The organism is Halogranum amylolyticum (genome assembly GCF_900110465.1).
GTDB lineage: Archaea > Halobacteriota > Halobacteria > Halobacteriales > Haloferacaceae > Halogranum > Halogranum amylolyticum.
Genome location: NZ_FODV01000006.1, coordinates 168,043 through 192,062, shown reverse-complemented (window position 1 = coordinate 192,062; position 24,020 = coordinate 168,043). Strand labels below are relative to the sequence as shown.

General features: G+C 66.3%; 21 protein-coding genes and 1 tRNA gene. 17 read left to right on the top strand and 5 right to left on the bottom strand.

From position 1 onward, the window contains the following. The 3 genes from BSG17_RS27510 to BSG17_RS13850 form a co-directional block, all read left to right on the top strand. Window positions 1-295 (top strand): hypothetical protein (locus BSG17_RS27510; RefSeq protein WP_211609139.1); only part of this gene is annotated, 295 nt, incomplete at its 5' end. 249 nt (window positions 296-544) lie between these two features. Continuing rightward, window positions 545-1,105 carry a TATA-box-binding protein gene (locus BSG17_RS13855; protein WP_089825069.1) on the top strand — a complete coding sequence of 187 codons (561 nt, stop codon included), beginning with the start codon at window positions 545-547 and terminating at the stop codon, window positions 1,103-1,105. A gap of 146 nt (window positions 1,106-1,251) precedes the next feature. Then, entirely contained in the window at window positions 1,252-2,022 is a 771-nt protein-coding gene (locus tag BSG17_RS13850; RefSeq protein WP_089825067.1) for a helix-turn-helix transcriptional regulator, read from the top strand. A 288-nt stretch (window positions 2,023-2,310) separates the two neighbouring features. Here BSG17_RS13850 and BSG17_RS13845 read toward each other — a convergent pair whose 3' ends face one another. Further along, window positions 2,311-3,516 (bottom strand): Cdc6/Cdc18 family protein, encoded by a 1,206-nt coding sequence (locus tag BSG17_RS13845; protein WP_089825089.1) that lies wholly within the window; start codon window positions 3,514-3,516, stop codon window positions 2,311-2,313. Window positions 3,517-5,412: 1,896 nt separating this feature from the next. Here BSG17_RS13845 and BSG17_RS26035 point away from each other — a divergent pair. Beyond that, the gene (locus BSG17_RS26035; RefSeq protein WP_139246610.1) at window positions 5,413-5,835 is read left to right on the top strand and encodes a hypothetical protein; all 423 of its coding nucleotides are present in this window, start codon (window positions 5,413-5,415) and stop codon (window positions 5,833-5,835) included. A 104-nt stretch (window positions 5,836-5,939) separates the two neighbouring features. On the opposite strand, the gene BSG17_RS13830 is transcribed toward BSG17_RS26035, so the two are convergent. Continuing rightward, window positions 5,940-6,794, bottom strand: a complete 855-nt coding sequence (locus BSG17_RS13830) for a hypothetical protein (protein ID WP_089825061.1) — start codon at window positions 6,792-6,794, stop codon at window positions 5,940-5,942. Window positions 6,795-6,986: 192 nt separating this feature from the next. Here BSG17_RS13830 and BSG17_RS13825 point away from each other — a divergent pair, with 192 nt between their 5' ends. Beyond that, window positions 6,987-9,059 (top strand): DEAD/DEAH box helicase, encoded by a 2,073-nt coding sequence (locus tag BSG17_RS13825; protein ID WP_089825059.1) that lies wholly within the window; start codon window positions 6,987-6,989, stop codon window positions 9,057-9,059. Then, complete coding sequence (locus BSG17_RS13820; protein ID WP_089825057.1) at window positions 9,059-9,388, top strand: FxLYD domain-containing protein; 330 nt, start codon at window positions 9,059-9,061, stop codon at window positions 9,386-9,388. Before BSG17_RS13825 ends, BSG17_RS13820 begins: the two co-directional genes overlap by 1 nt. Window positions 9,389-9,445: 57 nt before the next feature. Here BSG17_RS13820 and BSG17_RS13815 read toward each other — a convergent pair whose 3' ends face one another. Together BSG17_RS13815 and BSG17_RS13810 are read right to left on the bottom strand one after the other, a co-directional pair. Beyond that, window positions 9,446-10,576 carry an MBL fold metallo-hydrolase gene (locus BSG17_RS13815; RefSeq protein ID WP_089825054.1) on the bottom strand — a complete coding sequence of 377 codons (1,131 nt, stop codon included), beginning with the start codon at window positions 10,574-10,576 and terminating at the stop codon, window positions 9,446-9,448. Window positions 10,577-10,579: 3 nt separating this feature from the next. Beyond that, window positions 10,580-11,632, bottom strand: coding sequence for a pyridoxal-phosphate-dependent aminotransferase family protein (locus tag BSG17_RS13810; RefSeq protein WP_089825052.1), 1,053 nt, complete (start codon window positions 11,630-11,632; stop codon window positions 10,580-10,582). Window positions 11,633-11,781: 149 nt separating this feature from the next. Here BSG17_RS13810 and BSG17_RS13805 point away from each other — a divergent pair, with 149 nt between their 5' ends. Continuing rightward, window positions 11,782-12,804, top strand: a complete 1,023-nt coding sequence (locus tag BSG17_RS13805) for an AIR synthase family protein (RefSeq protein WP_089825050.1) — start codon at window positions 11,782-11,784, stop codon at window positions 12,802-12,804. A gap of 10 nt (window positions 12,805-12,814) precedes the next feature. Here the strand turns inward: BSG17_RS13805 and BSG17_RS13800 are convergent, their stop codons facing one another. Continuing rightward, entirely contained in the window at window positions 12,815-13,582 is a 768-nt protein-coding gene (locus tag BSG17_RS13800; protein WP_089825048.1) for a hypothetical protein, read from the bottom strand. A gap of 180 nt (window positions 13,583-13,762) precedes the next feature. On the opposite strand from BSG17_RS13800, the gene BSG17_RS13795 reads away from it, so the two are divergent. The 10 genes from BSG17_RS13795 (at window position 13,763) to BSG17_RS13750 (ending at window position 24,005) form a co-directional block, all read left to right on the top strand. Then, a complete protein-coding gene (locus BSG17_RS13795) occupies window positions 13,763-16,135 on the top strand; it encodes an N-6 DNA methylase (RefSeq protein WP_089825047.1) in 2,373 nt (790 codons plus the stop codon). A gap of 28 nt (window positions 16,136-16,163) precedes the next feature. Next, window positions 16,164-16,237, top strand: a tRNA-Tyr gene (locus BSG17_RS13790). 482 nt (window positions 16,238-16,719) lie between these two features. Further along, window positions 16,720-17,004, top strand: coding sequence for a DUF7999 family protein (locus tag BSG17_RS13785; protein ID WP_089825045.1), 285 nt, complete (start codon window positions 16,720-16,722; stop codon window positions 17,002-17,004). 142 nt (window positions 17,005-17,146) lie between these two features. Continuing rightward, window positions 17,147-17,950 (top strand): alpha/beta fold hydrolase, encoded by an 804-nt coding sequence (locus BSG17_RS13780; RefSeq protein ID WP_089825043.1) that lies wholly within the window; start codon window positions 17,147-17,149, stop codon window positions 17,948-17,950. Then, window positions 17,940-19,553, top strand: a complete 1,614-nt coding sequence (locus tag BSG17_RS13775; protein WP_089825041.1) for an AMP-binding protein — start codon at window positions 17,940-17,942, stop codon at window positions 19,551-19,553. Before BSG17_RS13780 ends, BSG17_RS13775 begins: the two co-directional genes overlap by 11 nt. A 52-nt stretch (window positions 19,554-19,605) precedes the next feature. Further along, entirely contained in the window at window positions 19,606-20,103 is a 498-nt protein-coding gene (locus BSG17_RS13770) for an NUDIX domain-containing protein (RefSeq protein WP_089825039.1), read from the top strand. Window positions 20,104-20,244: 141 nt separating this feature from the next. Next, on the top strand, window positions 20,245-20,946 hold the full coding sequence (locus BSG17_RS13765; protein WP_089825037.1) for a helix-turn-helix domain-containing protein: 702 nt from the start codon (window positions 20,245-20,247) through the stop codon (window positions 20,944-20,946). Between the two features lie 108 nt (window positions 20,947-21,054). Beyond that, entirely contained in the window at window positions 21,055-22,473 is a 1,419-nt protein-coding gene (locus BSG17_RS13760) for an ABC transporter substrate-binding protein (RefSeq protein ID WP_089825035.1), read from the top strand. 9 nt (window positions 22,474-22,482) lie between these two features. After that, window positions 22,483-23,304, top strand: a complete 822-nt coding sequence (locus BSG17_RS13755) for an ABC transporter ATP-binding protein (RefSeq protein WP_089825087.1) — start codon at window positions 22,483-22,485, stop codon at window positions 23,302-23,304. Then, window positions 23,301-24,005: an ABC transporter ATP-binding protein gene (locus BSG17_RS13750; RefSeq protein WP_089825033.1), complete on the top strand. Its 705-nt coding sequence runs from the start codon at window positions 23,301-23,303 to the stop codon at window positions 24,003-24,005. The genes BSG17_RS13755 and BSG17_RS13750 overlap by 4 nt, the downstream gene beginning before the upstream one ends. Window positions 24,006-24,020: the final 15 nt, after the last annotated feature.

The window sequence follows — 24,020 nt, the reverse complement described above, 5'->3', positions numbered from 1 at the left end:
TCTGGTTCAGGGTGTCCGAGCGCGGGCCGAGTTGAACGGCCCGCAGTCGCGGTGTGTCTGTATCGTGTTCGAGTGCCCGTTTCCACTTAAGGGCACCGAATCGAGGTCGGCGTCGTCGTTCGATTTCGCCGACGTCCGCGTACTTCAGTACGAGTGCCGTTTCCCACTTAAGGGATTCGGATTCGAACTCGAACTGGGCGCGCCGTCGACCAGTGTGAACCGGGCGAGGCGCGTCCGGGACGCCCGGGGAGACCCGGGCGCCCTTCGCATTTCTTCCGATGGCTGTGACTCATAAAAGGGTGCCGAAGAAAGTCGCCTCAGACACACGCTCTCATCCTACGCGGGAGTGGCTGTCATCGTTAGTTTCCGATCAGCGCCCGAGCAGGCCGAAGATAGGACGACCGACGCGAGTACGACGTACCGACGGCGGCCACCGAGCAGTAGTCCCCGGTACAACACTTTGTGCGTGTGCACGTGCGTGAAGCGGCAAACGTACTTTATAAGGCCGGCCTTTATAAGGGAGCGCGGAGAAGCAGTAACAAGCATGACGTCGCCGGCAGATTCCATCGAGATTCAGAACGTGGTTGCATCGACGGGTATCGGTCAGGAGCTCGATCTAGAGGCGCTCGCCGATGACCTTCCGGGCGCCGACTTCAACCCTGACAACTTCCCCGGTCTCGTCTACCGAACCCAGAATCCGAAGGCGGCCGCACTCATCTTCCGCTCCGGCAAGATCGTCTGTACGGGTGCAAAGAGCATCGACGACGTCCACGAGGCCTTGGACATCATCTTCGACAAACTTCGGGGCCTCAGCATCCCGGTCGAAGAGGAGCCGGAGATCACCGTTCAGAACATCGTCTCTAGCGCCGATCTGGGACACAACCTGAATCTCAACGCGCTCGCCATCGGGCTCGGACTCGAAGACGTCGAGTACGAACCCGAGCAGTTCCCGGGACTCGTTTACCGAATGGACGAGCCGGAGGTCGTCATCCTCCTGTTCGGGAGCGGGAAGATCGTCATTACCGGTGGAAAGCAGACCGACGACGCGACGACGGCCGTCGAACAGATCGTCGAGCGAATCGAGAATCTCGGCTTGTTAGGGTAGAGCGAGACGGTCGACGACCGAGTCGTGAGACTCCTTTTGTTACGCTGGATGACGTGCGTCGCTCGTCGTACCAGCAGACCCCGATCGTCGGGGGAGCAGCGTAGAGTCCCGAAACGGTGATACTGGTGCGTTCGTAGTGCTCAACAATGGGTGCACGTGAGAACATCGCGTTTCTCGTCGGTTCGGAGAGTCGAGTCGAGTTGTTTCGGACGTTGGCAGAGCGCCCGTATCGACCCACGGAGTTGGCCGAACAGTGTTCCTGTGCTCGGGAGACGGCACAGCGAACGCTCGGTCGGTTCGTCGAACGCGGGTGGGTAGCGCAGTCCGACTGTCGGTACTACTTGACGCCTGGTGGGCGTAGCCTCCTCGAGCAGTACAACGAGTTCGCCGACGTCGTTCGGGGAGCAGACGAGCTAGAGGCGTTTCTGACCAACCTCGGATCGGTCGCAGAGGAGTTCCCGATCGAGAGATACAGAGGGGTGACGTTGACGAAAGCAACGACTACCGACCCACACGCCCCGATCGACAGATATCTCACCGTGTTGGGGTCGGAGCCAGTCGATTCGTTCGTCGGAATCACGCCGGTCGTGAGTCGTGTCTACAACGAAGCGGCGGCGTCGATCATCGGACCGGAGACGGAGATGGAACTCGTCGTCGACGATTCGGTGCTCTCCGTTTCGGAGTCGGAGTATCCCGACGCGCTACAGCGGGCGAACGAGCTCGACCAGTTCGAGCTCTTGTTGACACCCAGCGACATCGACTTCGGACTCACTGTCGTCGACGACTACGCCTACGTGGGTGCGTACGATGACCAGAGTAGTCTCGTCGCCTGCGTCGACGGGAACAGCGAGCCGTTGCTATCGTGGGCACGAGACGTCTACAGCGACTATCGGCAGTCGGCTCAACCGTTGAGGTAATCGGCGTCTCCCCAGAGATCCCGCAAAACAGAGTAGCCGACGAACCGCTATCTGATCGGCCGTCACTCCAAAGAGCCGTCAGACGGACTGTTTCTCGAGGCCAGCAGTTCCGTCGTTGTGATCGTGACCGGGAGGCTCACACGTGACCGTGACGGTTACGAGTGATTATTTTAGTTACTTCGTACAGTAATAAATTATAAGTCGAAGGTCACCAAGAGTCAGACTGCAGCGGACGTGAAGACGGTTGGTCCCCGCTGACCACCTTCTCCCTCCTCTCGCCGTGAAAGATCACCCTTCTGTGTTCTCGGTGAGAACGTCTTTGACGACCTCGGGATCTTCCAAGAGCTGGTGTTTCGTGTAGCTTCCCTCTGCGCTCCCGCCGCTGTGTTTGGACTGTTCGATGATGTCGAGGAACGCGTGTTCTTTCAGAAGATCGCGGACGCGACGGAGTGAGAGACTGTCGGAGCCCTCCTGCCGACAGATACTCTCGTAGATCTCGTACACGCGACTAGTTCGGAACCCGTCTTTCCGTTCGTTCGAGAGTGAGAGAACGGCGAGTGCTTGGAGCACGTATCGTGAGTGGGGTGTCGATCCACGGATGAGTTCTCGGAAACGGTCGGTCTCTGCACGTTCGCGGGCCTGGGTGACGAAGTTCTCTCGGACGGTCGACGCACCCTTCGACTGTGCGATCTCACCGGCGTAACGAAGGATGTCGATCGCTTTCCGCGCATCACCGTGTTCCCGGGCGGCGAGGGCAGCGGCACGTGGAATCGTCGAGGGGTCGAGCACACCGTCGCGGAAAGCGTCGCTCCGCGCGTCCATGATGTCGCGGAGTTGGTTCGCATCGTAGGGAGGGAAGACGAACTCTCGTTCACAGAGGCTGCTCTTGACGCGTTCGTCCATCCGCTCTTTGTACTGGATTTTGTTGCTGATGCCGATGACGCCGAGTTTGCAGTCGGCTATCTTCCCCGCTTCGCCCGCTCGCGAGAGCTGCATCAGGATGTCGTCGTCATCGAGTTTGTCGATCTCGTCGAGGAGGATGAGCACGACGTCGTAGCGGGCGTCGAGGATCCGCCAGAGTCGCTTGTAGTACGTCGAGGTACTGAGTCCTTTGTCGGGGACTTTGATCCCGGTGTCGGCGGCGTCGTTGACGCTGTCTGCGATCGTCTGGACCGCCTGTGTTTCGGTCGTGTCCTGTGCGCAGTCGACGTACGCGAAGGTCGCGTTGACGCCTTCCTCGCCTGCGGTGTCGACGAGTCGCTGCGAGACGTACTTCGCACAGAGCGACTTCCCCGTCCCTGTCTTCCCGTAGATGAGAACGTTGCTCGGGCTCTGCCCGAAGATAGCAGGGTTGACCGCGTTGGCGAGGTTGGCGATCTCGTCGTCGCGGCCGACGATACGACCTTCCCCCGGGAGATGACTGATCTCGAGGAGCTCCTTGTTCGCGAAGATGGGGTCTTCGCGGGTGAAGAGATTGTCCCCAGTGTCGGACATATCCATCCACACCACGTTTCCGGTGAAAGCAGTTCCCTTTTCGATTAGACACACACACCACGTTTCCGGTGAACGGGGTGAGAGAGGGTGAGTACCCAGTCGAAACGGAGGTTTCGATTCACCGGAAACGTAGTGTGTGTCTCCCCCTTCCTCCACCGAATTACTCACACGAACGGGCGTTCTCGCCGATTTACTTCCCCAGAACAAACGAATCAACGGCAGGATCGATCGGTCGCTTCGGTAGGGAGACGTTGCCAGCAACTTCCTTCGAACTTCCTTCAACTGTCAACGACTAGTCGGTTCTCGTGCTTCCTTTCGGCTCCAGCGCTAAGCAGAGTCTACTAAATCCTACTTTGCAGATGACTTGGTGGAATTTTCTCAATCTCCTATATTAACTCTACCTGTTTTCTGATAGCCGATGGTGGGATAGTCGTCCTCGATTCAACGGTCTCAGTGACGGAACGGCACCCCTTCTTCCCCCGTTTCACCGGAAACGTGGTGTGTCTGTCCGTCTGTCTCGAGTTCGCCAGCAGCGTTCTCCCTTCACTTGGACACCCGACCAGTTCGTGCACCGGTTTCATCGGAAATCCGGTGTGTCCGTTCTCACTCTGCTGTCTCTCCGTCGTATACCGGTGTAGCGCCGTACGATCTGCGCTGCCGTGCGATCTGTGCTCTGTCGTTCCTCCAATTCGCTCACCACCGACACGGGCCGATATCGAACTAACATCGAACTAACATCGAACTAACATCGGAGTCGTATCGGAGTCGTATCAGACGCGGTTCGATCGTAGCTGGCCGTCGAGCGAAGCGTTCTCACACCACGTTTCCGATGAACGCGTCGCCGACGAACCCCCAACTGTAGATAGTCATTGACTTAGCAGTATGACGGCGACAAACGGAGTGAGACAACGAACTCGCTGACCGGACCCTCTGTGAAGATGAAAAGACGGAAGAACAGACGGGGCGACGAGGAGGTCTACCGAGCGAAGACACGGCGTCTCGGTCTCCGACACTTCGAAACGAACCCGAGTAGTCGCTGTCGCCCAACGTCGCTTCCACCGGAAACGTGGTGTGTTGGTTCGTGTCGATCTGTTCCCTCGGACGGTCACAACCGATCTCTTCTCTCATCTCGCTTTCACCGGAAACGTGGTGTGCTCCCGCAGCACTCCGTTGTTCGCTGTTTTCCGATCTCGACGCTCCGTTTCATCGGAAACGTGGTGTCTCTCACAACCGAGAAGGCGACTGGTGTCGACGGTTCTTCATCGACGAGTCCGACTCCGTCGCGAGAACGACGTCCGATCTGAGTCGTCACCGCGACCGACAGATTCCGGAACGCATCCGCTCTCGTGTCGTCGACAGTCCGTTCGAGGTCAGCCATCACCGTGTCACGACGGCAGCGGGCGCGGGTTACGTGGTCTGTGTCGACTGCGATGGGTGCTCCAGATCGAAGGCGACGCTGTGCGGACGACGCTATGTCGAACGGCGTCGTTGAGCGCCGCTCCCGCTTCCGTTCGATCGGAGTCGACGCTCGTTCGACTGGGCATCGACGACATCGTCACCGACCCGAGGCCGCGTCTCGCGAGGCTGAACTATAACTGCTTGGCGAACGTATCTCTGTTCACTCGGCGGCTGGCGGATTCGACCACGGGCAATCGACGAACGACCGCCTCAACTCGCGAGACGATCGGGAGAGACCGAGCGAACGCTTCGACTCGTTTCGTTCCGTCGTGGATCCGGTACCGCCGTGGGAGCGCAATCAGTATGAGCGAATCGATCGTCCACCGTCTCTGGACATGCACGTCTCGGTCACTCGTCGGTCTCACTCGATCGACTGGCCGCCTGACTCGTCGCTGTGTCTCACTTTTGACCCCCCCGTACCGCACGCAGACCCAGTCGATGCAGTGGGAGCGTGCGTGGCTCGCCCGCAGAGAGGTGCGGTGGCGTCGCGGCACAGAGGTCGTCGAGTGCTTTCGCTTCGCCGACGGCTACGTCGCCACCGTCGAGTACACCGACCGCGACGTGACGTGGCAGCTCACCGCCGGACCGGTTCCCCTGGCGGGCGCGCTGTTCACCGTCGCACTCTACACGCAACACGACGTCACTCCCCAGATCGACCCCGACGGACGGATGTTCACCGCTATCGGCGACGACGGTCCACGGCAGGTGTTCACTGAAACGCCCGACGAACCGGTCGAATACGTCTACGTCGACGCGTTCCGGACGCTCGAGGAGTTTCCCGACTGTATCGACACCGCCCCGCTCGAACAGACGTTCAAGCGCCTCTCCTACAGCCCTCGGCGCGAGCTCCGGTTCGGCTAACGTTCCTCTCTTCGAGCCCCAAACCGCCGCTAAAGCGAAGGCCGTCGCTAAAGCCGAAGATCGTCACTGAAGCCGAAAACCGCCGCCAGATCCGAACACCGTCGTCACTCAACGTCGAGAACCCGCCGTCCGTCGGCGGTGTACAGCCGCGGACTGTCGTCGTCGACGGCGAGGACGCCCCAGTGGGACCGAACTGGCCCGTCGAACAGGTGTTCGGGGACGAACGGCATCGGAACCGGTTCGTAGGCGGCGGCACGGACCGAGCGGACGTCGGTAAACACACCCACCTCGCGTCCCGAAGCGTCGGTCACGTGGAAGCACTTGTCCCGAGGGTTCCGCCGATACGCGTAGGGGAACGTCGACGCCGGCGGACAGCCGAGACCGTCGACGTCGCCGAGGACGGCGACCTCCTCGTCGCCGTCGGCGAGGACGACACGCTTGCCGTCGCTCCCCGTTCGTGCCTGTTCGGAGGTCTCACCTCCTCTCCCGTCGTCGGCGAGTTCCTCGAACCACCGGAACTCCGGGTCGGTCGTCTTGTGGAGAGCGTAGCCACCGCCGGTCAGCGCGATGCGGTCCGGACCGTTGTAGAACGTCCGACAGCCGTCGTCGTCCTCGGCGGCGACGCAGGCCGGTTCCGAGAGCAGCCCCGACACCGTCTCCGCGAGCGCGTCGGCCTCGCCGCCGGGAACGACGAACAGCGTCCGCCGACCGTCGTCGCTGTTGTCCCAGAGTCGCGAGATCATCGTCGTCGGTTCGACGTCGGTCGCCTCGAGCGGTTCGACCGCGATCGGTGCGTCGGTGTCGCCGAACAGCGGTTCGACCGTCGAACCACTCGTTGCGTCCGTTGGTGCCGTCGCGATGGCGTCCGGGAGCCATCCTCGGTCCGGCCGTTCGGTGCGGTAGCCGGACCGCTCACAGACGTCGAGTGCGGCGGCGAGGAGCGACGCGTCGGTTGTCATCGCCTATCGTTGGGGCTCGACACACAATACGGTTGTGCGCGACGCTCGACAGTCTCGCGTCCGCGAGGAGTTCGGACCCTCCCGTTTCGTCCCGGCACAAGGATCGGACCGTCTCGTCCCGTCTCGGCACAAGAGCCGGACCGTCCCGCAGGGTTCGCAAGCCGTTTCCCGTTGGCACCGCTATCTCCACCGATGACTGACGGGGACAGCTACGGCGACCCGGACGCGCAGACAACCGACACTCCGACCCGGGACGGCGACGGTCAACCGACGAGCGGAGATCCGACGACGTCGCCCGTTTCGTTGGACGCGTTCTACGACGCCATCGAGGCCGAGGGTCGCCCCGTGATGACCGCCCAACAGGTCGCTCGCCGACTCGACTGTTCGCAGGCGGCGGCGATGGCGGCGCTCGAGGAACTCGCCGGCGACGGACTCGTCACCCGCGTCGACGTCGAGGCCGATCCGGTCGTCTGGTATCCCACGGAGTGGGAGGACGTCGCGAGTCGCGAACGGGTCGTCCTGTTCTCCGAACGCCGAGAGATCGTCGTCGACCAACCGACCCAGTACACGCGCGCGCAGCTCTCGCAGTTCGCCCACCTCGTAGACGCGACGGGCGAACGGTCGGACTCGGCGCGACAGCGGAACCGCGGCCGGGGCTACCTCTACAAGATCCGTCAGGAGGACGTCTGGCAGGCACCGTTCGAGACGCTCGACGGCCTCCTGACGAGCATCCGATCCGTCCTCCCGCGGCGCTCGCCACATCTGGAGGAGTGGGTCGAATCGCAGTGGAAACGCGCCCACCAGTTCACCCTCTACACCCACGAGGACGGTTACACCGTGCTCGAAGCCGCCACGGACAACCTGATGGGCAACGTCGCCAGACAGAAACTCGACGAGGAACAGATCCAAGCGCCCCTCTCCGACACCGAGTGTTGGGTCTTCGACGACGCGGTCGCCGAGATCAAGCGGATCCTCTACGACGCAGGCTACCCCGTGCAGGACGACCGTGACCTCGAGACCGGCGATCCGCTCGATATCGATCTCGCTATCGAACTTCGCGACTACCAACAGGACTGGGTCGACCGCTTCGTCGAGCAGCGCTCGGGCGTGTTCGTCTCCCCACCCGGGTCGGGCAAGACGGTCGCCGGTATCGGCGTTCTGACCGCTATCGGCGGCGAGACGCTGATCCTCGTCCCGAGTCGCGAACTCGCCGCACAGTGGAAGGAGGAACTGCTCGCACACACGACGCTCACCGAAGCGCAGATCGGCGAGTACCACGGCGGCGAGAAGGAGATCCGTCCCGTCACTATCTCGACGTACCAGACCGCTGGGATGGATCGCCACCGCGCGCTGTTCGACTCCCGCAGGTGGGGGCTGATCCTCTACGACGAGGTCCACCACGTCCCCTCCCGTATCTACCGCCGGAGCGCCGACCTGCAGGCCAAACACCGTCTCGGTCTCTCGGCGACGCCGGTCCGCGAGGACGACCGCGAGAAGGAGATCTTCACGCTCATCGGCCCGCCCATCGGCACCGACTGGGACAAACTGTTCGACGCCGGGTTCGTCCAGGAGCCGGAAGTCGAGATCCGCTACGTCCCGTGGACCGACGACACGTCGCTCAACGAGTGGCGCAGCGCCGACGGCCGCGAACGGCACATGCTGGCGGCGACGAACCCGTCGAAACTCGACGCCGTCGAGCGGCTGCTCACCCAACACCCCGACTCGAAGGCGCTCGTCTTCGTCGACTATCTCGACCAGGGGCGGTTCTTCGAGGAGGAACTCGACGTGCCGTTCGTCAGCGGCGAGATGCCGCACTACCGCCGCGAACAGCTGTTCCAGTCGTTCCGCGACGGCGACATCCGGACGCTCGTCATCTCGCGAGTCGGCGACGAGGGGATCGACCTCCCGAACGCCGAACTCGCGGTCGTCGCCTCCGGCCTCGGCGGCTCCCGACGTCAGGGTGCCCAGCGCGCCGGTCGAACGATGCGTCCGACCGGGAGCGCGCTGGTCTACGTGCTCGCGACCCGCGGGACGAGCGAGGAGGACTTCGCCCAGCGACAGATGCGCCATCTCGCCGAGAAGGGGATCCGCGTGACCGAACGCGACGACGCGGAGTTGCTCGACGAGACGGCGGCCGAACGTCGCTCGGAGTCGACGCCGAGCGAAACCGAGACCCAGGCCGAGAGCGAGACCCAGACCGAGAGCGAGACCCAGACTGAAACCGAAGGGCACTCCACCGGCGATGCCGAGATGCGAGACGATTGATGCACACCGACCGTTTCGACTTCGAACTCGTCAACGTCGAGGAATCGGGCACGTTCTCGCGGGACGTCACCGCCGCCGTCACGAACACGTCGGACAGCCCGGTGACCGACGTCAGTATCGCACTCGACATCGCCGCCGCGGGAGACCACGTCGAGACTGTCGAGGCAGACGTCGGCGACCTCGAACCCGGCGAGACGCGGGAGCTCGCCTACACGCTCTCGGTGAGTCCGACGCAGGGCGTGGCGCTCATGGCGCAGGGAGCGCAGCTCGACATCGCCATCACGGCCGACGGCGAGACCGAGCGGACCGAGGGGACGCTCGACGTCTGAGGCGGCCCCCGGTTCTCGGTCGCCTCCTCTCGGCCGTCTCCTCCCGGCCACCTCTTCTCAGCCACTCTCGACTCCATCGACACCGGCTCTCCCGGCGTCGACGACGCGATAGCGACGCGGACCCGACGTCGGACCGTCTGCGTCGTCTGCGCTTCCTGCGCTGTCTACGCCGTCCGCCCCGACCGGCACCCGCTCGACCGCATCGCGCTCTCGGAGGAACTCGAGATGCGACGCCGCCTCGCCCGCACCCATCTTGGCGTGGATGCCCTCCATCTCGCCGAACAGTCGCGTAGCGACCTGCCACGGGGTCGCTCCGGCGTCCGAACGCGCTCTCTCGGCGTCCGCACTGCCGCTCTCGTCGTCGACCGCGTCGAGCACCGCGACGGTCCGCCGACTCCGCTCGTCGTGGTGGGTGACGATCTCGTCGACCCGTTCGCCGAACGCGAGCGGCGACCCGTGTCCTGGCGCGACCGCCTCGACGCCGCGGCGGTCGCAGACGGAGCGGACCCGCCGGAGGCTCTCCAGATACGTCGCGAGCGCGTTCTCGAGTCGCGTGTCGCCGCCGCCGACGTTCGGCGTGTAGGTCGGGAGGACGAGGTCGCCGACGAACGGCGTCCCGGTCGTCACGCCGCTCTCGCCAGTTCTGTCGGCCTCACCCGCCTCGTCAACGACGAACGCCGCGTGACCGAGCGTGTGTCCCGGCGTGTGAACCGCTTCGACGCCCGCGACCGTCTCGCCGTCGGTGACGGACGCGACGCGGTCGTCGGCGAGCGAGTCGGGCATCGGCGAGGGGCGGTCGCCCGACTGCACCGCCTCGACGACGTCTGCGGGGACGCCCCACTGCCGTAGCCGGCGGGCGTCGCGGTCGACGCGCTCGGCTCGTTCGGCCGCGTAGTCGGCGACGAGCGGCGCGTCCCGCTCGTGCATCACGACCGTCGCCTCGGTCGCGTCGACGAGTTGCGGGACGAGTCCCGCGTGGTCGACGTGCCAGTGCGTGACGAAGACGTACTCGACGTCGCCGACCCCGAGTCCGGTCTCCTCGATTCCGGCACGGAGTCGCTCCCACGCGTCCTCCGTCGGCGGCCCGGGGTCGACGACCGCGTTGCGATCCGACAGGACGTACGCGCTGTTCTCCCCCTCGGGGTTCCCGGCCGCGAGACTGACGCGCTCGACGCTACTCCCCACCACGACTCACTCCGAGCACACCGTGTCCAGCGCGTCCATCACCCGGTCGACCTTCTCGACCTGCGCATTGTAGCCCATGTGGCCTACCCGGAGGACGTCGTTGGCGAGGTCACCGAGGCCCGTCGAGAGGACGACGTCGTGTTCCTCCTCCAACTCCGACTGGACCGCCTTCGCCTCACCCGGCAGGTGGAACGCCGTCACCGTCGGCGAACTGCGTTCGGCGTCCGGATAGAGGTCGAGCCCCAGCTCCTCTCCTCGCTTGCGGCAGTGGGCCGCGACCGTCTCGTGGCGGTCGTAGGCGACGTCGAGCCCTTCGTCCAACAGCATCGACAGCGACTCGTCGAGCGCGGCGACGTTGGCGACGAGGTGCGTGTACGGGAACTGCTCGCTCGTGTCCCGCCACGGCAGGAGGTTCGTGTAGAGCGACCTCGGGTCGCGCTCCTCGGCGACGTCCCACGCGCGGTCGCTGACGGCGACGGTCGTCAGCCCCGGCGGCGAACTGAACGCCTTCTGCGACGCGCCGAGGTTGACGTCGATGTGCTCGCTCGGGACGGGCGTCCCGCCCAGCGAGGAGACGGCGTCGACGACGGTCAACACGTCGTGGTCGTGGCACAGTTCGAGCACGGGCGCGACGTCGTTGAGCGTCCCCGTCGGCGTCTCGCAGTGGACCATCGTGGCGACTTTGTAGTCGCCCTCCGCCAGCGCCGCCTCGACCCCGGCCACGTCGAGCGGGTCGGTGTAGTCGGCGCCGACGACCGTCGCCTCGCCGCCGTAGTCCTCGACGAAGTCGGCGAAGCCGTCGCCGTAGAGACCGTTCGAGACACACAGCACCTCGTCGCCGGGGGCGACGGTCGACGCGATGGCGGATTCGAGGCCGAGGATTCCCTCACCACCCATCACGATCACGTCGTCGTCGGTGTCGTAGACGCGCTTCAGTTTCTCACAGACCTCGTCGTAGGTGTCGAAGAAGGACTGCTCGACGTCGGGGTTCGGCATCGGGTCACTCATTCGGTCGCGGACCCGCGGCGGCACCGCCGTCGGGCCGGGAGTCATCTGCATGGTCGGCCGTTTCGTGGGGACTGGCTTAGCCGTGGGGGTCGCCGTCGTCGTTGCCTCCCGACGGCCCTGCGCCACGTACGGCGGTCGCCTCGGGTCACGACCGGGACTGGACGGGAAGGCACAAAAGCACACCCGACACACAGGAGACTATGAGCAAACTCTCGCCCGCGGACCTCGATCGCTACATCTTCTCGCGGACGGGCGCGCGTAACGACGACCTCCTCATCGGGTCGGGCTACGGCGAAGACGCCGCCGCCGTCGCCGTCGACGAGTCGACGATGGTCGTCAGCACCGACCCGATCTCGCTGGCGGCCGAGCGGATCGGCACACTCGGCGTCGCCATCGCGAGCAACGACGTCGCCGCCTGCGGTGGCGTCCCCGAGTGGTTGGTGAGCACGATCCTCCTGCCCGACCCCGACGTCGACCTGCTCGACGAGATCACCGCCCAACTCGACGCCGAGGCCGAGCGATTAGGAATCACCATCGTCGGCGGTCACACCGAGACGGTCGCCGGACTCGACCGCCCGCTGCTCTCTTTGACCTGCATGGGGCCGACCGACCGCTACGTCCCGACGTCGGGTGCGGAGCCGGGCGACGCTGTGATTCTCACGAAGGGTGTCGGCATCGAGGGGACGGCCGTCCTCGCGACCGACTTCCGGGACGAGCTGGCGGCGGCCGGCGTCGACGCCGAGATCGTCGACCGCGCGGTCGACTTCTTCGACGACGTCAGCGTACTCCCCGAGTCCGCCGTCCTCGCACCTGTCGCGACTGCGATGCACGACCCGACGGAGGGCGGCGTGCTCAACGGTCTGGTGGAACTCGCCTGCGCCTCCGAGGTCCGTCTCGACCTCGACGACGCGTTCGACGGTACACCCGTCGACGATCTCCCCATCCGATCGGAGACGCGGACGCTCTGTGACGCGATGGGCGTCGACCCGCTCCGTATCCTCGGGTCCGGTTCGTTGCTCGCGACGGTCCCCGCCGCCGACGTCGAGGAGACGCTCGCGGCGCTCGAAGCGGAAGGGATCGCGGCGACGGTCGTGGCGACGGCGGACGCGGCCGAGGCGGCGGACGCGGCCGAGGAAGCCGACGAACTGGGCGCAGGCGTCGTCTACGAGGGAGAGCACTACGCCGGCAGCGTGCGCGACCAGATGTACGATCTGTGGGACTGAACGTGCCGACCTAGAGCTCGTCCTCCGACGGTTCGTCCCACTTCGCGTCCGCCGGCACCGCTTCGAGGGCGTGGCGGATCTGCTCTTCCGTGTAGTCGGTCTCGTCGAGCACCATCGCCAACCGTTGCCAGCGGGCACTCAGTTCTCCCTCGCCCTCGGGTCCGACGCGAGCACCGCGCGTCTTGAAGAACTCCGTCCCGCGCCCGCGACGCTTTCCCTCGCCGGTGTGGCCGTCGAAGATCGCGTCGAACTCGCCGTCGATAGTGAGGTCGCCGACCGGGAAGTCGTGGGTCGGCTCCTCGCCGCGCTCGTACGCATCGGCGCGTCGCTCCGCGACCTTCCGGAAGTACTCGTCGGCGTTGGAGGCCTCCCGCGAGGACGTCGCCCGTGCGGCGGCGAGCGCGGCCTGAATCCCGCAGAGTCGACCGCGCCAGGAGTCCATCTCCCACTCCTCGGCGAGTTCCTCGTAGCGTCGGATGTGGAGCGCGACGTCTTGGCCGGCACGCAGGTCCTCGACGACGTAGAGGTTCAAGCGGTCCCAGAGGTTCCAGCCGAACCCCGAGCGGGCGAGTTCCCACGCGGCCCACGCGGCGACCTCCTCGTCGGAGCGGCGGACCGCCTTCTGGAGGAGACTGGAGACGACGTAGCGACTGTAGCCGCCGTCCGTCTCGTCGCCTCCCTTCTCCTCGCCGAAGTCGTTCTCGCCCGTCGCCTCCGGCGGCGTCTCCGTCTGCAGCTCCCCGTCCGTGCCGAACGTGGCCTGTCGGTCCTCTCCCATGGGTTCCGGGACGAAACCCCCGGATAAAGTGACTGCGGCCTCCGGCCCGGACGCTCGACTGTGTCGGGTGCGCGACCGTCGTGACCGTCGTGACCGGTGCGACGTGTCACCGGATGGGCTGCTGCTCCGCTCGGGCGTACGACTAAGTCCGTTCTGCACCCATCTATACGGGATTCGCCCATGGACGGACGCGACGCACGGCGGCCCCTGCAGAGAGTTCTCGCCCCCGAGGGGAGCGTTCAGCGCGCCTATCGAGCGGCCGCTGGCACGCTCCTCGTCGACGGCGACGACCGGCTCCGGGAGGCGCTCGCGACGTGGAGCGGCTTCGTCCGCCGACATCACGGCCCCGCCTTCGCCGAGGCCAGCCCAGAGGAAGACGGTCCCGACGACGGTGACGTCGACACTGGCTATGGGGACGTCGGCGTCGACCTCCCTGACGTCGGCGACGACACGTCCGCCACCGCACGTCGCGTCTTCGTCGACACGCTCGCCTACGACTTCGTGCTCACGCGGCTCCGTCGGTCGTTCGAGGACGCGTTCGCGGTCACGTTCTCCGAGTCGGACCCGACGGCGACGGCCGACCTCTTCCTGGTCTCGCTCGACTCGGTTCACGCCCGCGTCGCCGACAAACTCGACTCGTCGACAGTCGTCGACGCCGGGTTCGCCGCCCTCGACGCCGACGACTTCCGACGGGCCGACCCGACCGTCCTCGGCGACGGGTACGAGCGAGCGGTCTCGCACTCGGTACGACTCGCCCTCGGGCAGTACTACACGCCGCTCGGCGTCGCGTCGCTCGCGCTCCCCGAGGAGGTCGCCGACGCCGAGTCGACCGTCCTCGACCCCGGCTGCGGCGGCGGCGCGTTCCTCGTCGCCGCCGTCGAGGCGAAGCGTCGCGCACTCGACTGTTCACCCGCGACAGCGGTCGACCGCATCACCGACTCGGTGTTCGGTATCGACCTCGATCCCGTCGCCGTCAGGTGTGCGAGACTGGCGTACGCGCTCGCACTCGCTCCGATCCTCGCCGACCTCGACGCCACAGACCCCGACGACGCTCCCCGCGAACTCCGTCTCCCGGTCGCCTTCGGCGACGCGCTCGCGCTCACCGACGACGTCCCCCGCCTCGACGGGGAGCTGTTCGCCCCGCGCGTCGACGTGCTCGTCGGCAACCCGCCGTGGCTGACGTGGGATCGACTCGCGCCCGCCGTCAAGGAACGCTGGCGCGACGGTTACGTGTCGGAGCTCGATCTCCTGCCGGCGCGCGGGCCGGACTCCCTGCTCGGCTACGCGAACGACGACCTCTCGGTTCCGTTCGCGTGGGTCTGTCTCGACCGCTATCTCCGTCGAGGCGGACGGGCCGGCCTCGTGCTCAAGCGCGACCAGCTGACGGGGTCGGCCGGTCGACTGTTCCGCCGACTCCGCGTCGGCGACAGACGACTCCGACTCGACGCCGTCGAGGACCTCGCTGGCCTCTCGCCGTTCGGCACGGAGGTCGGTGCCGACGCCGCAGTCTACCGGTTCACGGCGGACGTCGCCACGAGTTCCGCCTCCGTCGACGTCGCCGACTCTACCGACGTTGTTGACACCGCGTCGCGCTTCCCCGTCCCGATGCGGCGCTGGCGACGTCGGGAGGGCGTCGCTCCGGCGTTCGACTCGCTCGACGCGATGGCCGCTTCGCTCTCGACGACCGAGACGGCGCTGTGCCCGGTCGATTCCGCGGACTCGGCCGGGTCGTGGGTGCGCGAGGACGCCGAGCGGCGGGCGGTCGGGGAGTGCGCTCACGAGATCCGCCACGGGGTAAAAGACGACGCGAAGGCCGTCTTCGGTCTCGACCGCCCGCAGCTCTCGGAGCTCGAACCCGACCACGTCTACCCGTATCTCAAGTCCCGGCACATCGTCAGCTACGGATTGTTCGGCTACGACCTCCAACTGGTGCCGATGCGGCGGGCGAGCGAGGACAACGAGGCGTCGCTGGCCGCGACTGCCCCCCGGACCTACGCGTACCTTCGCGCACACCGCGAGCGTCTGGTCGAGCGCTCCTCGACGTGGTTCGACCGAGGGCCGTTCTACACGCTGTTCGGACTCGGACCGTACACGTGGGCCGACTACAAGGTCGTCTGGTGTCGTCTCGGGTTCGAGCCGCAGTTCGCCGTCGTCTCGACCGTCGACGACTCCGACCTCGGCGAGCGACCGGTCGTCCCCGGCGACCACTGTCTGTTCCTCCCGACAGACGACGCCGACGAGGCACACCTCCTCTGTGCACTGTTGAACTCCGCACCGTACCAGCGCTGTCTCCGCGACGTCGCCGGCGGGGGAAAGGCCGCTCTCTCGAAGAGCGTCGTCTCGCGGTTGTCGCTCCCTGCGTACCACGGAACCGACCGTCAGCGGCGTCTGGCCCGACTCTCGAGACGCGCCCACGGTGTCGTTGCGGACCACACAGGTGTCCCGAAACGGGAGTACGACCCTACCGAGATCCCGGCGCTCGCGGCCGTACAGACTACCATCGACCGCCTCGCCGAACGATTGCTCGTCGACGGAGAGAATGAGAATTCTTAAGTTTTGGACCGGCCGTAGTATTCAGTGACCGCTCTTAGCTCAGCCTGGCAGAGCAGCCGACTGTAGATCGGCTTGTCCCCCGTTCAAATCGGGGAGAGCGGACTGAACTTCAACATCCGTGAGCGCAGCGAGCGGTGTCGAACGTGAGGGACTTCTCGCCTCGATTTTGAGCAGACGAGACGCAGCGCGATCGAAGGAAGCGACCGTCTCGGCGAGTTCAAATCGGGGAGAGCGGACTCGATTCTCTCGGCGCAACGTGAACGAGCTGAGCGTGTGAACCACGCCGAACGTCCGTGTGAACTTGACCCGATTCGAATAGCGAGCAGAAGGTGAGCGAGCACCGTGAGCGAACGGGAGCGAGTGGATTCAAATCGGGGAGAGCGGACTTCTCCTGCGAACGACGTGAGCAGTGAGACGTCTCTCCGAGTCGATTCGAGCCCACGAGTCGCAGCGCGACCGACCGTGGTGGAGACGCCCTCAGATCTGACACGTCGTTTTCGCACTCCGGGGTAGGAACCGGCACCATTTTCCCCAAAACGTTACAAATGTCAAGTATTAATAGTATGTAACTTATCTGTTCTCTCATGGCTCACACCCCTGCCTCTGAGGATGTGGAGACGGTCCGCATCACCCGAGAGATGAACGACCACCGAACGATGACCGTCGAGGTCGTCGACACGAACTCGACGAGATATCTCGTCGAGTACGCGTCGTCGGACCTCGAACGGACGCTCGCCGCCCTGCCAGTCGGTGCGACCGTCCCGCTCGAACTGGAACCCGTCGGCGTACGAGCGAACGTCTGGCGAGCGGTCGATATGCACGCGGAGCCGTCCGACCGCCGCGACAAGTCGGCCCGGCTCGTCGACTGACTCCACGCCGACCGTTCCGGCGACGACCGTTCCCGCGCCGTTCTCGGCCGCCGTCGACTCGGCGTCCCGCGAGCGGACGCGACCGTCCGAGGTTAACATGTGAAGTCGACCCTTGATACTCCTACCTGTGTGAGTGACCACCATGGAGTACGCGACCAACGACGGCGTCTCGCTGTACTACGAGCGGAGGGGACCGACAGACGCCGAGACCGTCGTCTTCGTCGAAGGGCTCGGCTACGGCCGCTGGATGTGGCGCTGGCAACGCGACCCGTTGAGCGAGACGTACGACACTATCGTCGTCGACAACCGCGGGACGGGTGACTCCGACGCGCCGCCGGGGCCCTACAGTATCGAGACGATGGCGGCGGACCTCGACGCCGTCCTCGCCGACGCGGGCGTCGAGTCGGCGCACGTCGTCGGCGCGAGTATGGGGGGGATGATCGCCCAGCAGTACGCACTCGACTACGACCGCGCGACGTCGCTCGCGCTGTTCTGTACGAGTTTCGGCGGCGAGGACGCGGTTCCGACGCCGCCGGAGACGCAGGCGCGGATGTTCGACGTCCCCGAGGGCCTCGACGAACGCGAGGCGATCAGGTACAAGATGGAGCCGGCGCTGACCGAGGAGTTCGTCGCCTCGAACGACGACCTCCTCGACCGCATCGTCGAGTGGCGACTGGAGAGCGACGCCGACGAGGCCGCCCGCGACGCGCAGGCGACGGCGGTGGCGACGTTCGACGTCGCCGACCGTCTCGACGAACTGACGCTGCCGACGCTCGTGCTGCACGGCACCGCCGACCGCGTGCTCCCGATCGAGAACGGCGAGCGACTGGCAGCGCGCCTCCCGAACGCGACGTTCGAGCGCGTCACTGGGGGGTCGCATCTCTTCTTCGTCGAGCAGGCCGACGACGTCACCGACCGCCTGCGGGAGTTCGTCGATGGGCGCTGACGACCCCGACGACGGTGGCGTCGCCGACGGCCCGACGCCGTGTCCCGACGACGTCCCGTTCGACTGGGTCGGCGCGTGGAGCGAACGCCGTGCTCGCCTCTCGCCCGAGAAAGTCGGCCTCGTCGACGCGACGACCGACCGCGCGTTCACCTACCGCGAACTCGACGCTCATGCGAACCGCACCGCTCGACTGCTCCGCGAGTACGGCGTCGCCGACGGCGGTCGAGTGGCGACGCTCTCGCGGAACCGCCCCGAACTCGTCGACTGCTTCTTCGCGACGGGGAAGACGGGCGGCGTGCTCGCACCCCTCTCGCATCGACTCGCCCCGCCCGAACTCGCCGCGATGCTGTCGACCGTCGACCCCGAACTCCTCCTCGTGGAGGCTCCTTTCGCCGACCTCGCCCGTGACGTGCTCGGACACGACGACTGCACGGTCGCTCCCGAGATGCTCGTCGTCGCCGACGCCGAGGGTTCCGGCTCCTCCGCTCTGACGGTCGACTGGCCGCGCTACGGCGAGCGACTCCCCGCGGACGACTCCCCCGTCGACTTCGCCGACGTCTCGCTGTCGGATCCACAGCTGTTTCTCCACACCGGCGGATCGACCGGCGTGCCGAAGGAGACGGTCGTCTCCCACCGCAGCGTCGTCTGGAACTCCTTCAACACCATCACGGCGTGGGGGCTCCGCCCCGAGGACACGACGCCGATGGTGTTCCCGATGTTCCACACCGGCGGCTGGAACGTGCTGACGGTGCCGCTGTTCCACCTCGGCGGGACGGTCGTCATCGCCCGCGAGTTCGACCCGGAGACGGTGCTTCGGTCGATCCCCGAACACGACGCCTCGGTGCTCGTCGCCGTCCCCGCCGTCCTGCGGACGATGTGTCGCCACGACGACTGGGGCGAGACGGACCTCTCGTCGCTGCGGTTCGTCAAGAGCGGCGGCGGCCCCTGCCGCGAGTCGGTGATGGAGGCGTGGTGGGACCGCGACGTCGACCTCTCGCAGGGGTACGGGCTCACCGAGTGCGGCCCGAACAACTTCGCGATGCCCGACGGGTGGTCCCACAAGAAGTCCGAGAGCGTCGGCGTCCCGGCGATGCACGTCGACGCCCGCGTCGTCGACGACGACGGTCCCGTCCCGCGGGGCGAAGTCGGCGAACTCGAACTCGCGGGTCTCCACGCCGCCGACGGCTACTGGCAGGCCCCCACCGAGTCCGCCGAGACGTTCGGCGACGGCTGGGTGTCGACGGGCGACCTCGCCCGCGTCGACGCCGACGGCTACTACCACGTCGTCGGCCGCACGAAGAACATGTACGTCAGCGGCGGCGAGAACGTCTATCCTCCCGAGATAGAGAGCGTCGTCTCCACCCATCCGAAAGTCGAGGAGGTGGTCGTCCTCGGCGTCCCCGACGAGCAGTGGGGGCAGGTCGGCAAGGCGGTCGTCGAGGGCGACGAGGGCCTGACGCTCGAGGAGCTCCGCGAGTTCCTCGACGGGAAAGTCGCCCGGTTCAAACTGCCGAAGCATCTCGCGTTCGTCGACGAGATGCCGACGAGCGGACCGTCGAAGATCGACCGACAGGCCGTCGAAGAGCGGTTCGGCGAGTCCTGACTCGCGACCGAGGCCGACAACCCTTTGCAGTCGCCACGACCACAGGAGCAGTATGGGGTTTCGGTCGTGGTATCTCTGGAGGGGGATGCTTCCCTTCACGTCACTGTTCAGTCGACTGCTCTGGCCGCGTGCTACCGCGGGCGTCCTCGCGACCTACGAGGGGCGACTCCTCGCCATCGACACCGGCGACTATCTGATGCTCCCCCTCGGCGCGCTCGAGTCGGGCGAGACGTTCGCCGAGGCGGCCCGTCGAGAGGCGAGCGAGGAGACCGGCGTCGACGTCGAGCTCCGAGACTGCGTCGACGAGCGGATCAACGTCTACGGTGGCGTCGAACGGCTCTACGCCGCGTCACCGACGCGAAAGTCCCCGCTGGCCGATCCGTCGTGGGAGGGCGACCCGACGTGGGTCCCGCTCGAGGAGGTCACGGACCGACGGTGGCGGTTCGACAGACCGGTCGGTCGATACGTCGACGCCCTCGTCGGTGGTGCGAACGACGTCGACGTCGGCCAGAGGTCGACACCCGACGACGGATCGACGACCGACGACTGACTCCGTCTCGTCACGGCAACCGATCGCGTCTCGCCACCACCAACCTCGTCTCGGCGGCCACGAACGCCGCCCGATCGCTAACTATCATGGCAAACAGTTTTGTTTTCCACCCGTCATCTCTAGGTGACGCTACCCAGGGCCATGATCGACCTCACGCTGGACATCGAGCAGTACGACTGTCCGTTCGTCGCCGCCACCGACGAGTGTGACCTCGCGTTCTCGGCGGTCCACTGGGAGTTCGACACCGCCAGACGGCAGACGGACTCGCGGATGGTCGTCGAGGCGGTCGACCGCGGAGCGCTCGACGACGGCCTCGACGTCCTCCGTGGCCACGACGGCCTCGCGGACTACGACCTCCTCTCACGGCGCGACAACGTCGCCCACATCCGGACGAGCGTCGGCCAGACCGACGCGATGGCGACCATCCGCGACAACGACGGCTACCTCACCGGTCCCTCGTACGTCGAAGACGGCAGCGAACTATGGCACGTCGGCTTCGACGACTCCGGCGAGGCCGACGCGGCGCTCAGTCGACTCGACCGGAGCAACGAGGTCACCGTGGTCGCCCGCCGCGAACCCGACCTCCCCGAACTGCAGGGGTTCGTCCAGAACGTCGGGGCGGCGATGACGCTCATCGAGGGCTGTCGCGACCTCTCGGACGTCGAACGGCAGACGCTCGAGACCGCCGTCCAGGGCGGCTACTTCCAGAGTCCACGCTCGGCGACGCTCGGCACGCTCGCCGACGAGTTCGACGTCTCGAAACCCGCCGTCTCGAAGAACCTCCGGCGCGGGCAACGGAAGATGATCGAACGCGTCGTCGAGGCGATCGAGGAACTCGACTGACCGTCCTACCCGACGTCCGCTCTCGACCGTCGTGCGAGGTGACTCGAACGACGCGTTAACATGTTAACCCAGAAATACTTGCCGTTCTTCGCGGGAGTACGAGACAGTATGACACACGACCGACTCACGCGACGGGACGCGCTCCGCGTCGCCGGTGCGGCGGGCGTCGCCGGCCTCGCGGGTTGCACGGGCGACGGAGACGGTGGATCGACGGGAGACGGAACCGACGGAGACGGTGGCGAGATGACAGGAACGACCAGCGGTACGAGCGGCAGCGCATCGGGTACGGTGAAGATCGGCGTCCTTCAGCCCATCTCCGGCGACCTGAAGTACTACGGCCAGCAGGCGCTGTGGGGGTTCTACTCGGGGCTCGCCTACAAGGCCGACACGGAGCCGATCCCCGAGGCGTCGACCGGGACGAAGTCGGTCGACGTCGGCGACGTCACCTACGAACTGCACGTGCGGGACACGACGTTCAGCCAGGACACCGCCCAGCAGTTGGCGACGGACCTGGTCCAGAACGAGGAGGTCGACATGCTGTTCGGCTGTGCCTCCTCCGGTGCGGCGGGGACGGTCGTCAAGACGGTCGTCAAGCAGGCGCAGGTGCCGATGATGGTCGGCCCGGCCGCCTCGGCGGATCTCACCGCCTCGAGCGAGACCTGCGGCGACCTCGTCTTCCGTGCGAGCGAGAACACGGCGATGGACGCCCGCTCCGGCGGCAAGTACGTGGCTCAGGAGACCGACGTGAGTACAGTCTACCTGTTCGGCGCGGACTACAGTTTCGGACGGGCAGTCGTCAACAACTACCGGTCGGTCCTCGAGAACGAGGGCGTCGAGATCGTCGGCGAGAAGTTCGTCCCGCAGGGGTACTCCGAGTGGGAGGGGCTGCTCGACAACGCCGTCTCGGAGGGTGCAGAGGGTATCGTCGGCGGCTTCACCGTCGCCACGCTCCCGCAGCTGTTCACCTCGTATCTCAACGGCGACTACGACTACCGCGTGTTCGGCGGGTTCGCCACCGAGATCACGAACGGCGTCGTCGGCCAGACGCTCCAGAAGGCGCTCGGCAAGCCGCTGACGGAGGAGAAGCTCGCCGAGACGAAGGTCGGTCCGTTCACGACGCGCTACCACTGGAACCAGTACGACAACGAGATCAACGACGCGTTCGTCGACAGCTACACCAACGCCTACGGCAAGGTCCCCGACCTCTTCACCTCGGGGACGTTCACGGCCGCCTCCGCCATCGTGCAGGCGGTCCAGCAGTCGGGGTCGACGGAAGGGGCCGACATCGCCGGGGCGCTGAAGGGGATGACCGTCGCGGACACGCCGAAGGGGAAAGACGCCTACGTGTTCCAGAAGTACAACAACCAGGCGCGGTCGGCGATGACCGTCGCGAACCCTGTCCCGACGACCGACGAGTGGGCCGACCAGTGGGGGGCCGCCGTCATGCCGAGCGACCCCGTCGCCCGCATCGGCGCGGACCAGACCACCATCCCCGCGGACTCCGAGGAGATGGGCTGTAACCTCTGAGCCAGCATGGTGCTTCGTACACGGGGGTTGACGAAGGAGTTCGGGGGACTCACGGCCGTCGACGACGTCGACTTCGAACTCGGCTCCGGCGAACTGTGCTCGCTCATCGGCCCCAACGGCGCGGGGAAGACGACGTTCTTCGACCTCCTCACCGGGGTGCTGGAGCCGACGGCCGGAACCGTCGAAGTCGGTCCCGACGGGTCGCGGACGGACGTCACCGACGCGGCCCCCCACGAGACGGCCCGGCTCGGCATCCACCGCTCCTACCAGGTGACGAACGTCTTCCCGACGAGTACCGTCTTCGAGAACGTCCGCATCGCCGCTCAAGCGGCCGGAAGCGACGCCACGAACTTCTGGCGCAACGCGGAGACGTTCGGCGAGTACCGCGAGGAGGCCCGCCGCATCCTCGACCGCGTCGGTCTCGCCGCCGACGCCGACCGACCGGCCTCGGCGCTCTCGCACGGCGCGAAACGCCAACTGGAGGTCGGCATCGCGCTCGCCGGCGACCCGGACGTCCTCCTTCTGGACGAACCGAACGCGGGCGTCTCCTCGGAGAGCGTCGGCGACATCATCGACCTCATCGAGGACGTCGCCACCGACCACGCCGTCCTGCTCGTCGAACACAACATGGACATCGTGATGAACGTCTCCGAGCGCGTGGTCGTCCTGAACCGGGGGTCGGTCATCGCCGACGGCGACCCCGCGGCCGTCCGCGCGGACGAGACTGTTCAGGAGGCGTACCTCGGCGGCTACGACCCGAGCGGTGCGGGGTCGCCCGACACTGTCGACTCCGAGAACGCCGGCGACTCGCCACGGGAGGGAAGCGCGTGAGCCGACCGCTGTTGGAACTCGACGACGTCCACAGCTACTACGGCGACAGCCACATCCTCGAGGGCGTCACCCTCGACGTCGAGGAGGGTGAAGTCGTCGCTCTCGTCGGCCGCAACGGCGTCGGTAAGACCACTACTCTCCGGACGATCCTCCAACTCACCGTCGCCCGCGAGGGGACGGTCCGCTACCGCGGCGAGGACATCACTGGCCTCGGCACTCACGACGTCGCCGACCGCGGCGTCGGCTGGATCCCCGAGGACCGACGGATCTTCTCGCAGCTCACCGTCGAGGAGAACGTCCGGGTCGCCGTCCCCTCGGGGTCGGACGTCGACGCGGGGGTCGACCTCGCCTTCGAGACGTTCCCGGACCTCCGCGAACACCGGTCGCGCGATGCAGGAAACCTCTCGGGCGGCCAACAGCAGATGCTCGCCATCGCACGCGGTCTGGTCGGGGAGAACGACCTCCTGCTCGTCGACGAGCCGTCGGAGGGACTCGCGCCGCTCGTCGTCGACGCCGTCGCCGACGCGCTCACCGCCGCCGCCGAGGAGACGACGCTGCTGCTCGTCGAGCAGAACCTCCCGCTCGCGCTCGATCTCGCCGACCGCTTCTTCGTCGTCGACCACGGCCAGGTCGTCGACTCGGGGTCGACCGCGGACGTGAGCGCCGACGACGAGCGCCTCCGGAGGTATCTGTCGGCATGATCGACCTGCTCGCAC

Bases quoted from the DNA above. Each gene is read 5' to 3' on its own strand.
- BSG17_RS13855 (WP_089825069.1), top strand. From the start codon at position 545: ATGACGTCGCCGGCAGATTCCATCGAGATTCAGAACGTGGTTGCATCG.
- BSG17_RS13850 (WP_089825067.1), top strand. From the start codon at position 1,252: ATGGGTGCACGTGAGAACATCGCGTTTCTCGTCGGTTCGGAGAGTCGA.
- BSG17_RS13845 (WP_089825089.1), bottom strand. From the start codon at position 3,516: ATGTCCGACACTGGGGACAATCTCTTCACCCGCGAAGACCCCATCTTC.
- BSG17_RS26035 (WP_139246610.1), top strand. From the start codon at position 5,413: ATGCAGTGGGAGCGTGCGTGGCTCGCCCGCAGAGAGGTGCGGTGGCGT.
- BSG17_RS13830 (WP_089825061.1), bottom strand. From the start codon at position 6,794: ATGACAACCGACGCGTCGCTCCTCGCCGCCGCACTCGACGTCTGTGAG.
- BSG17_RS13825 (WP_089825059.1), top strand. From the start codon at position 6,987: ATGACTGACGGGGACAGCTACGGCGACCCGGACGCGCAGACAACCGAC.
- BSG17_RS13820 (WP_089825057.1), top strand. From the start codon at position 9,059: ATGCACACCGACCGTTTCGACTTCGAACTCGTCAACGTCGAGGAATCG.
- BSG17_RS13810 (WP_089825052.1), bottom strand. From the start codon at position 11,632: ATGCAGATGACTCCCGGCCCGACGGCGGTGCCGCCGCGGGTCCGCGAC.
- BSG17_RS13805 (WP_089825050.1), top strand. From the start codon at position 11,782: ATGAGCAAACTCTCGCCCGCGGACCTCGATCGCTACATCTTCTCGCGG.
- BSG17_RS13800 (WP_089825048.1), bottom strand. From the start codon at position 13,582: ATGGGAGAGGACCGACAGGCCACGTTCGGCACGGACGGGGAGCTGCAG.
- BSG17_RS13795 (WP_089825047.1), top strand. From the start codon at position 13,763: ATGGACGGACGCGACGCACGGCGGCCCCTGCAGAGAGTTCTCGCCCCC.
- BSG17_RS13785 (WP_089825045.1), top strand. From the start codon at position 16,720: ATGGCTCACACCCCTGCCTCTGAGGATGTGGAGACGGTCCGCATCACC.
- BSG17_RS13780 (WP_089825043.1), top strand. From the start codon at position 17,147: ATGGAGTACGCGACCAACGACGGCGTCTCGCTGTACTACGAGCGGAGG.
- BSG17_RS13775 (WP_089825041.1), top strand. From the start codon at position 17,940: ATGGGCGCTGACGACCCCGACGACGGTGGCGTCGCCGACGGCCCGACG.
- BSG17_RS13770 (WP_089825039.1), top strand. From the start codon at position 19,606: ATGGGGTTTCGGTCGTGGTATCTCTGGAGGGGGATGCTTCCCTTCACG.
- BSG17_RS13765 (WP_089825037.1), top strand. From the start codon at position 20,245: ATGATCGACCTCACGCTGGACATCGAGCAGTACGACTGTCCGTTCGTC.
- BSG17_RS13760 (WP_089825035.1), top strand. From the start codon at position 21,055: ATGACACACGACCGACTCACGCGACGGGACGCGCTCCGCGTCGCCGGT.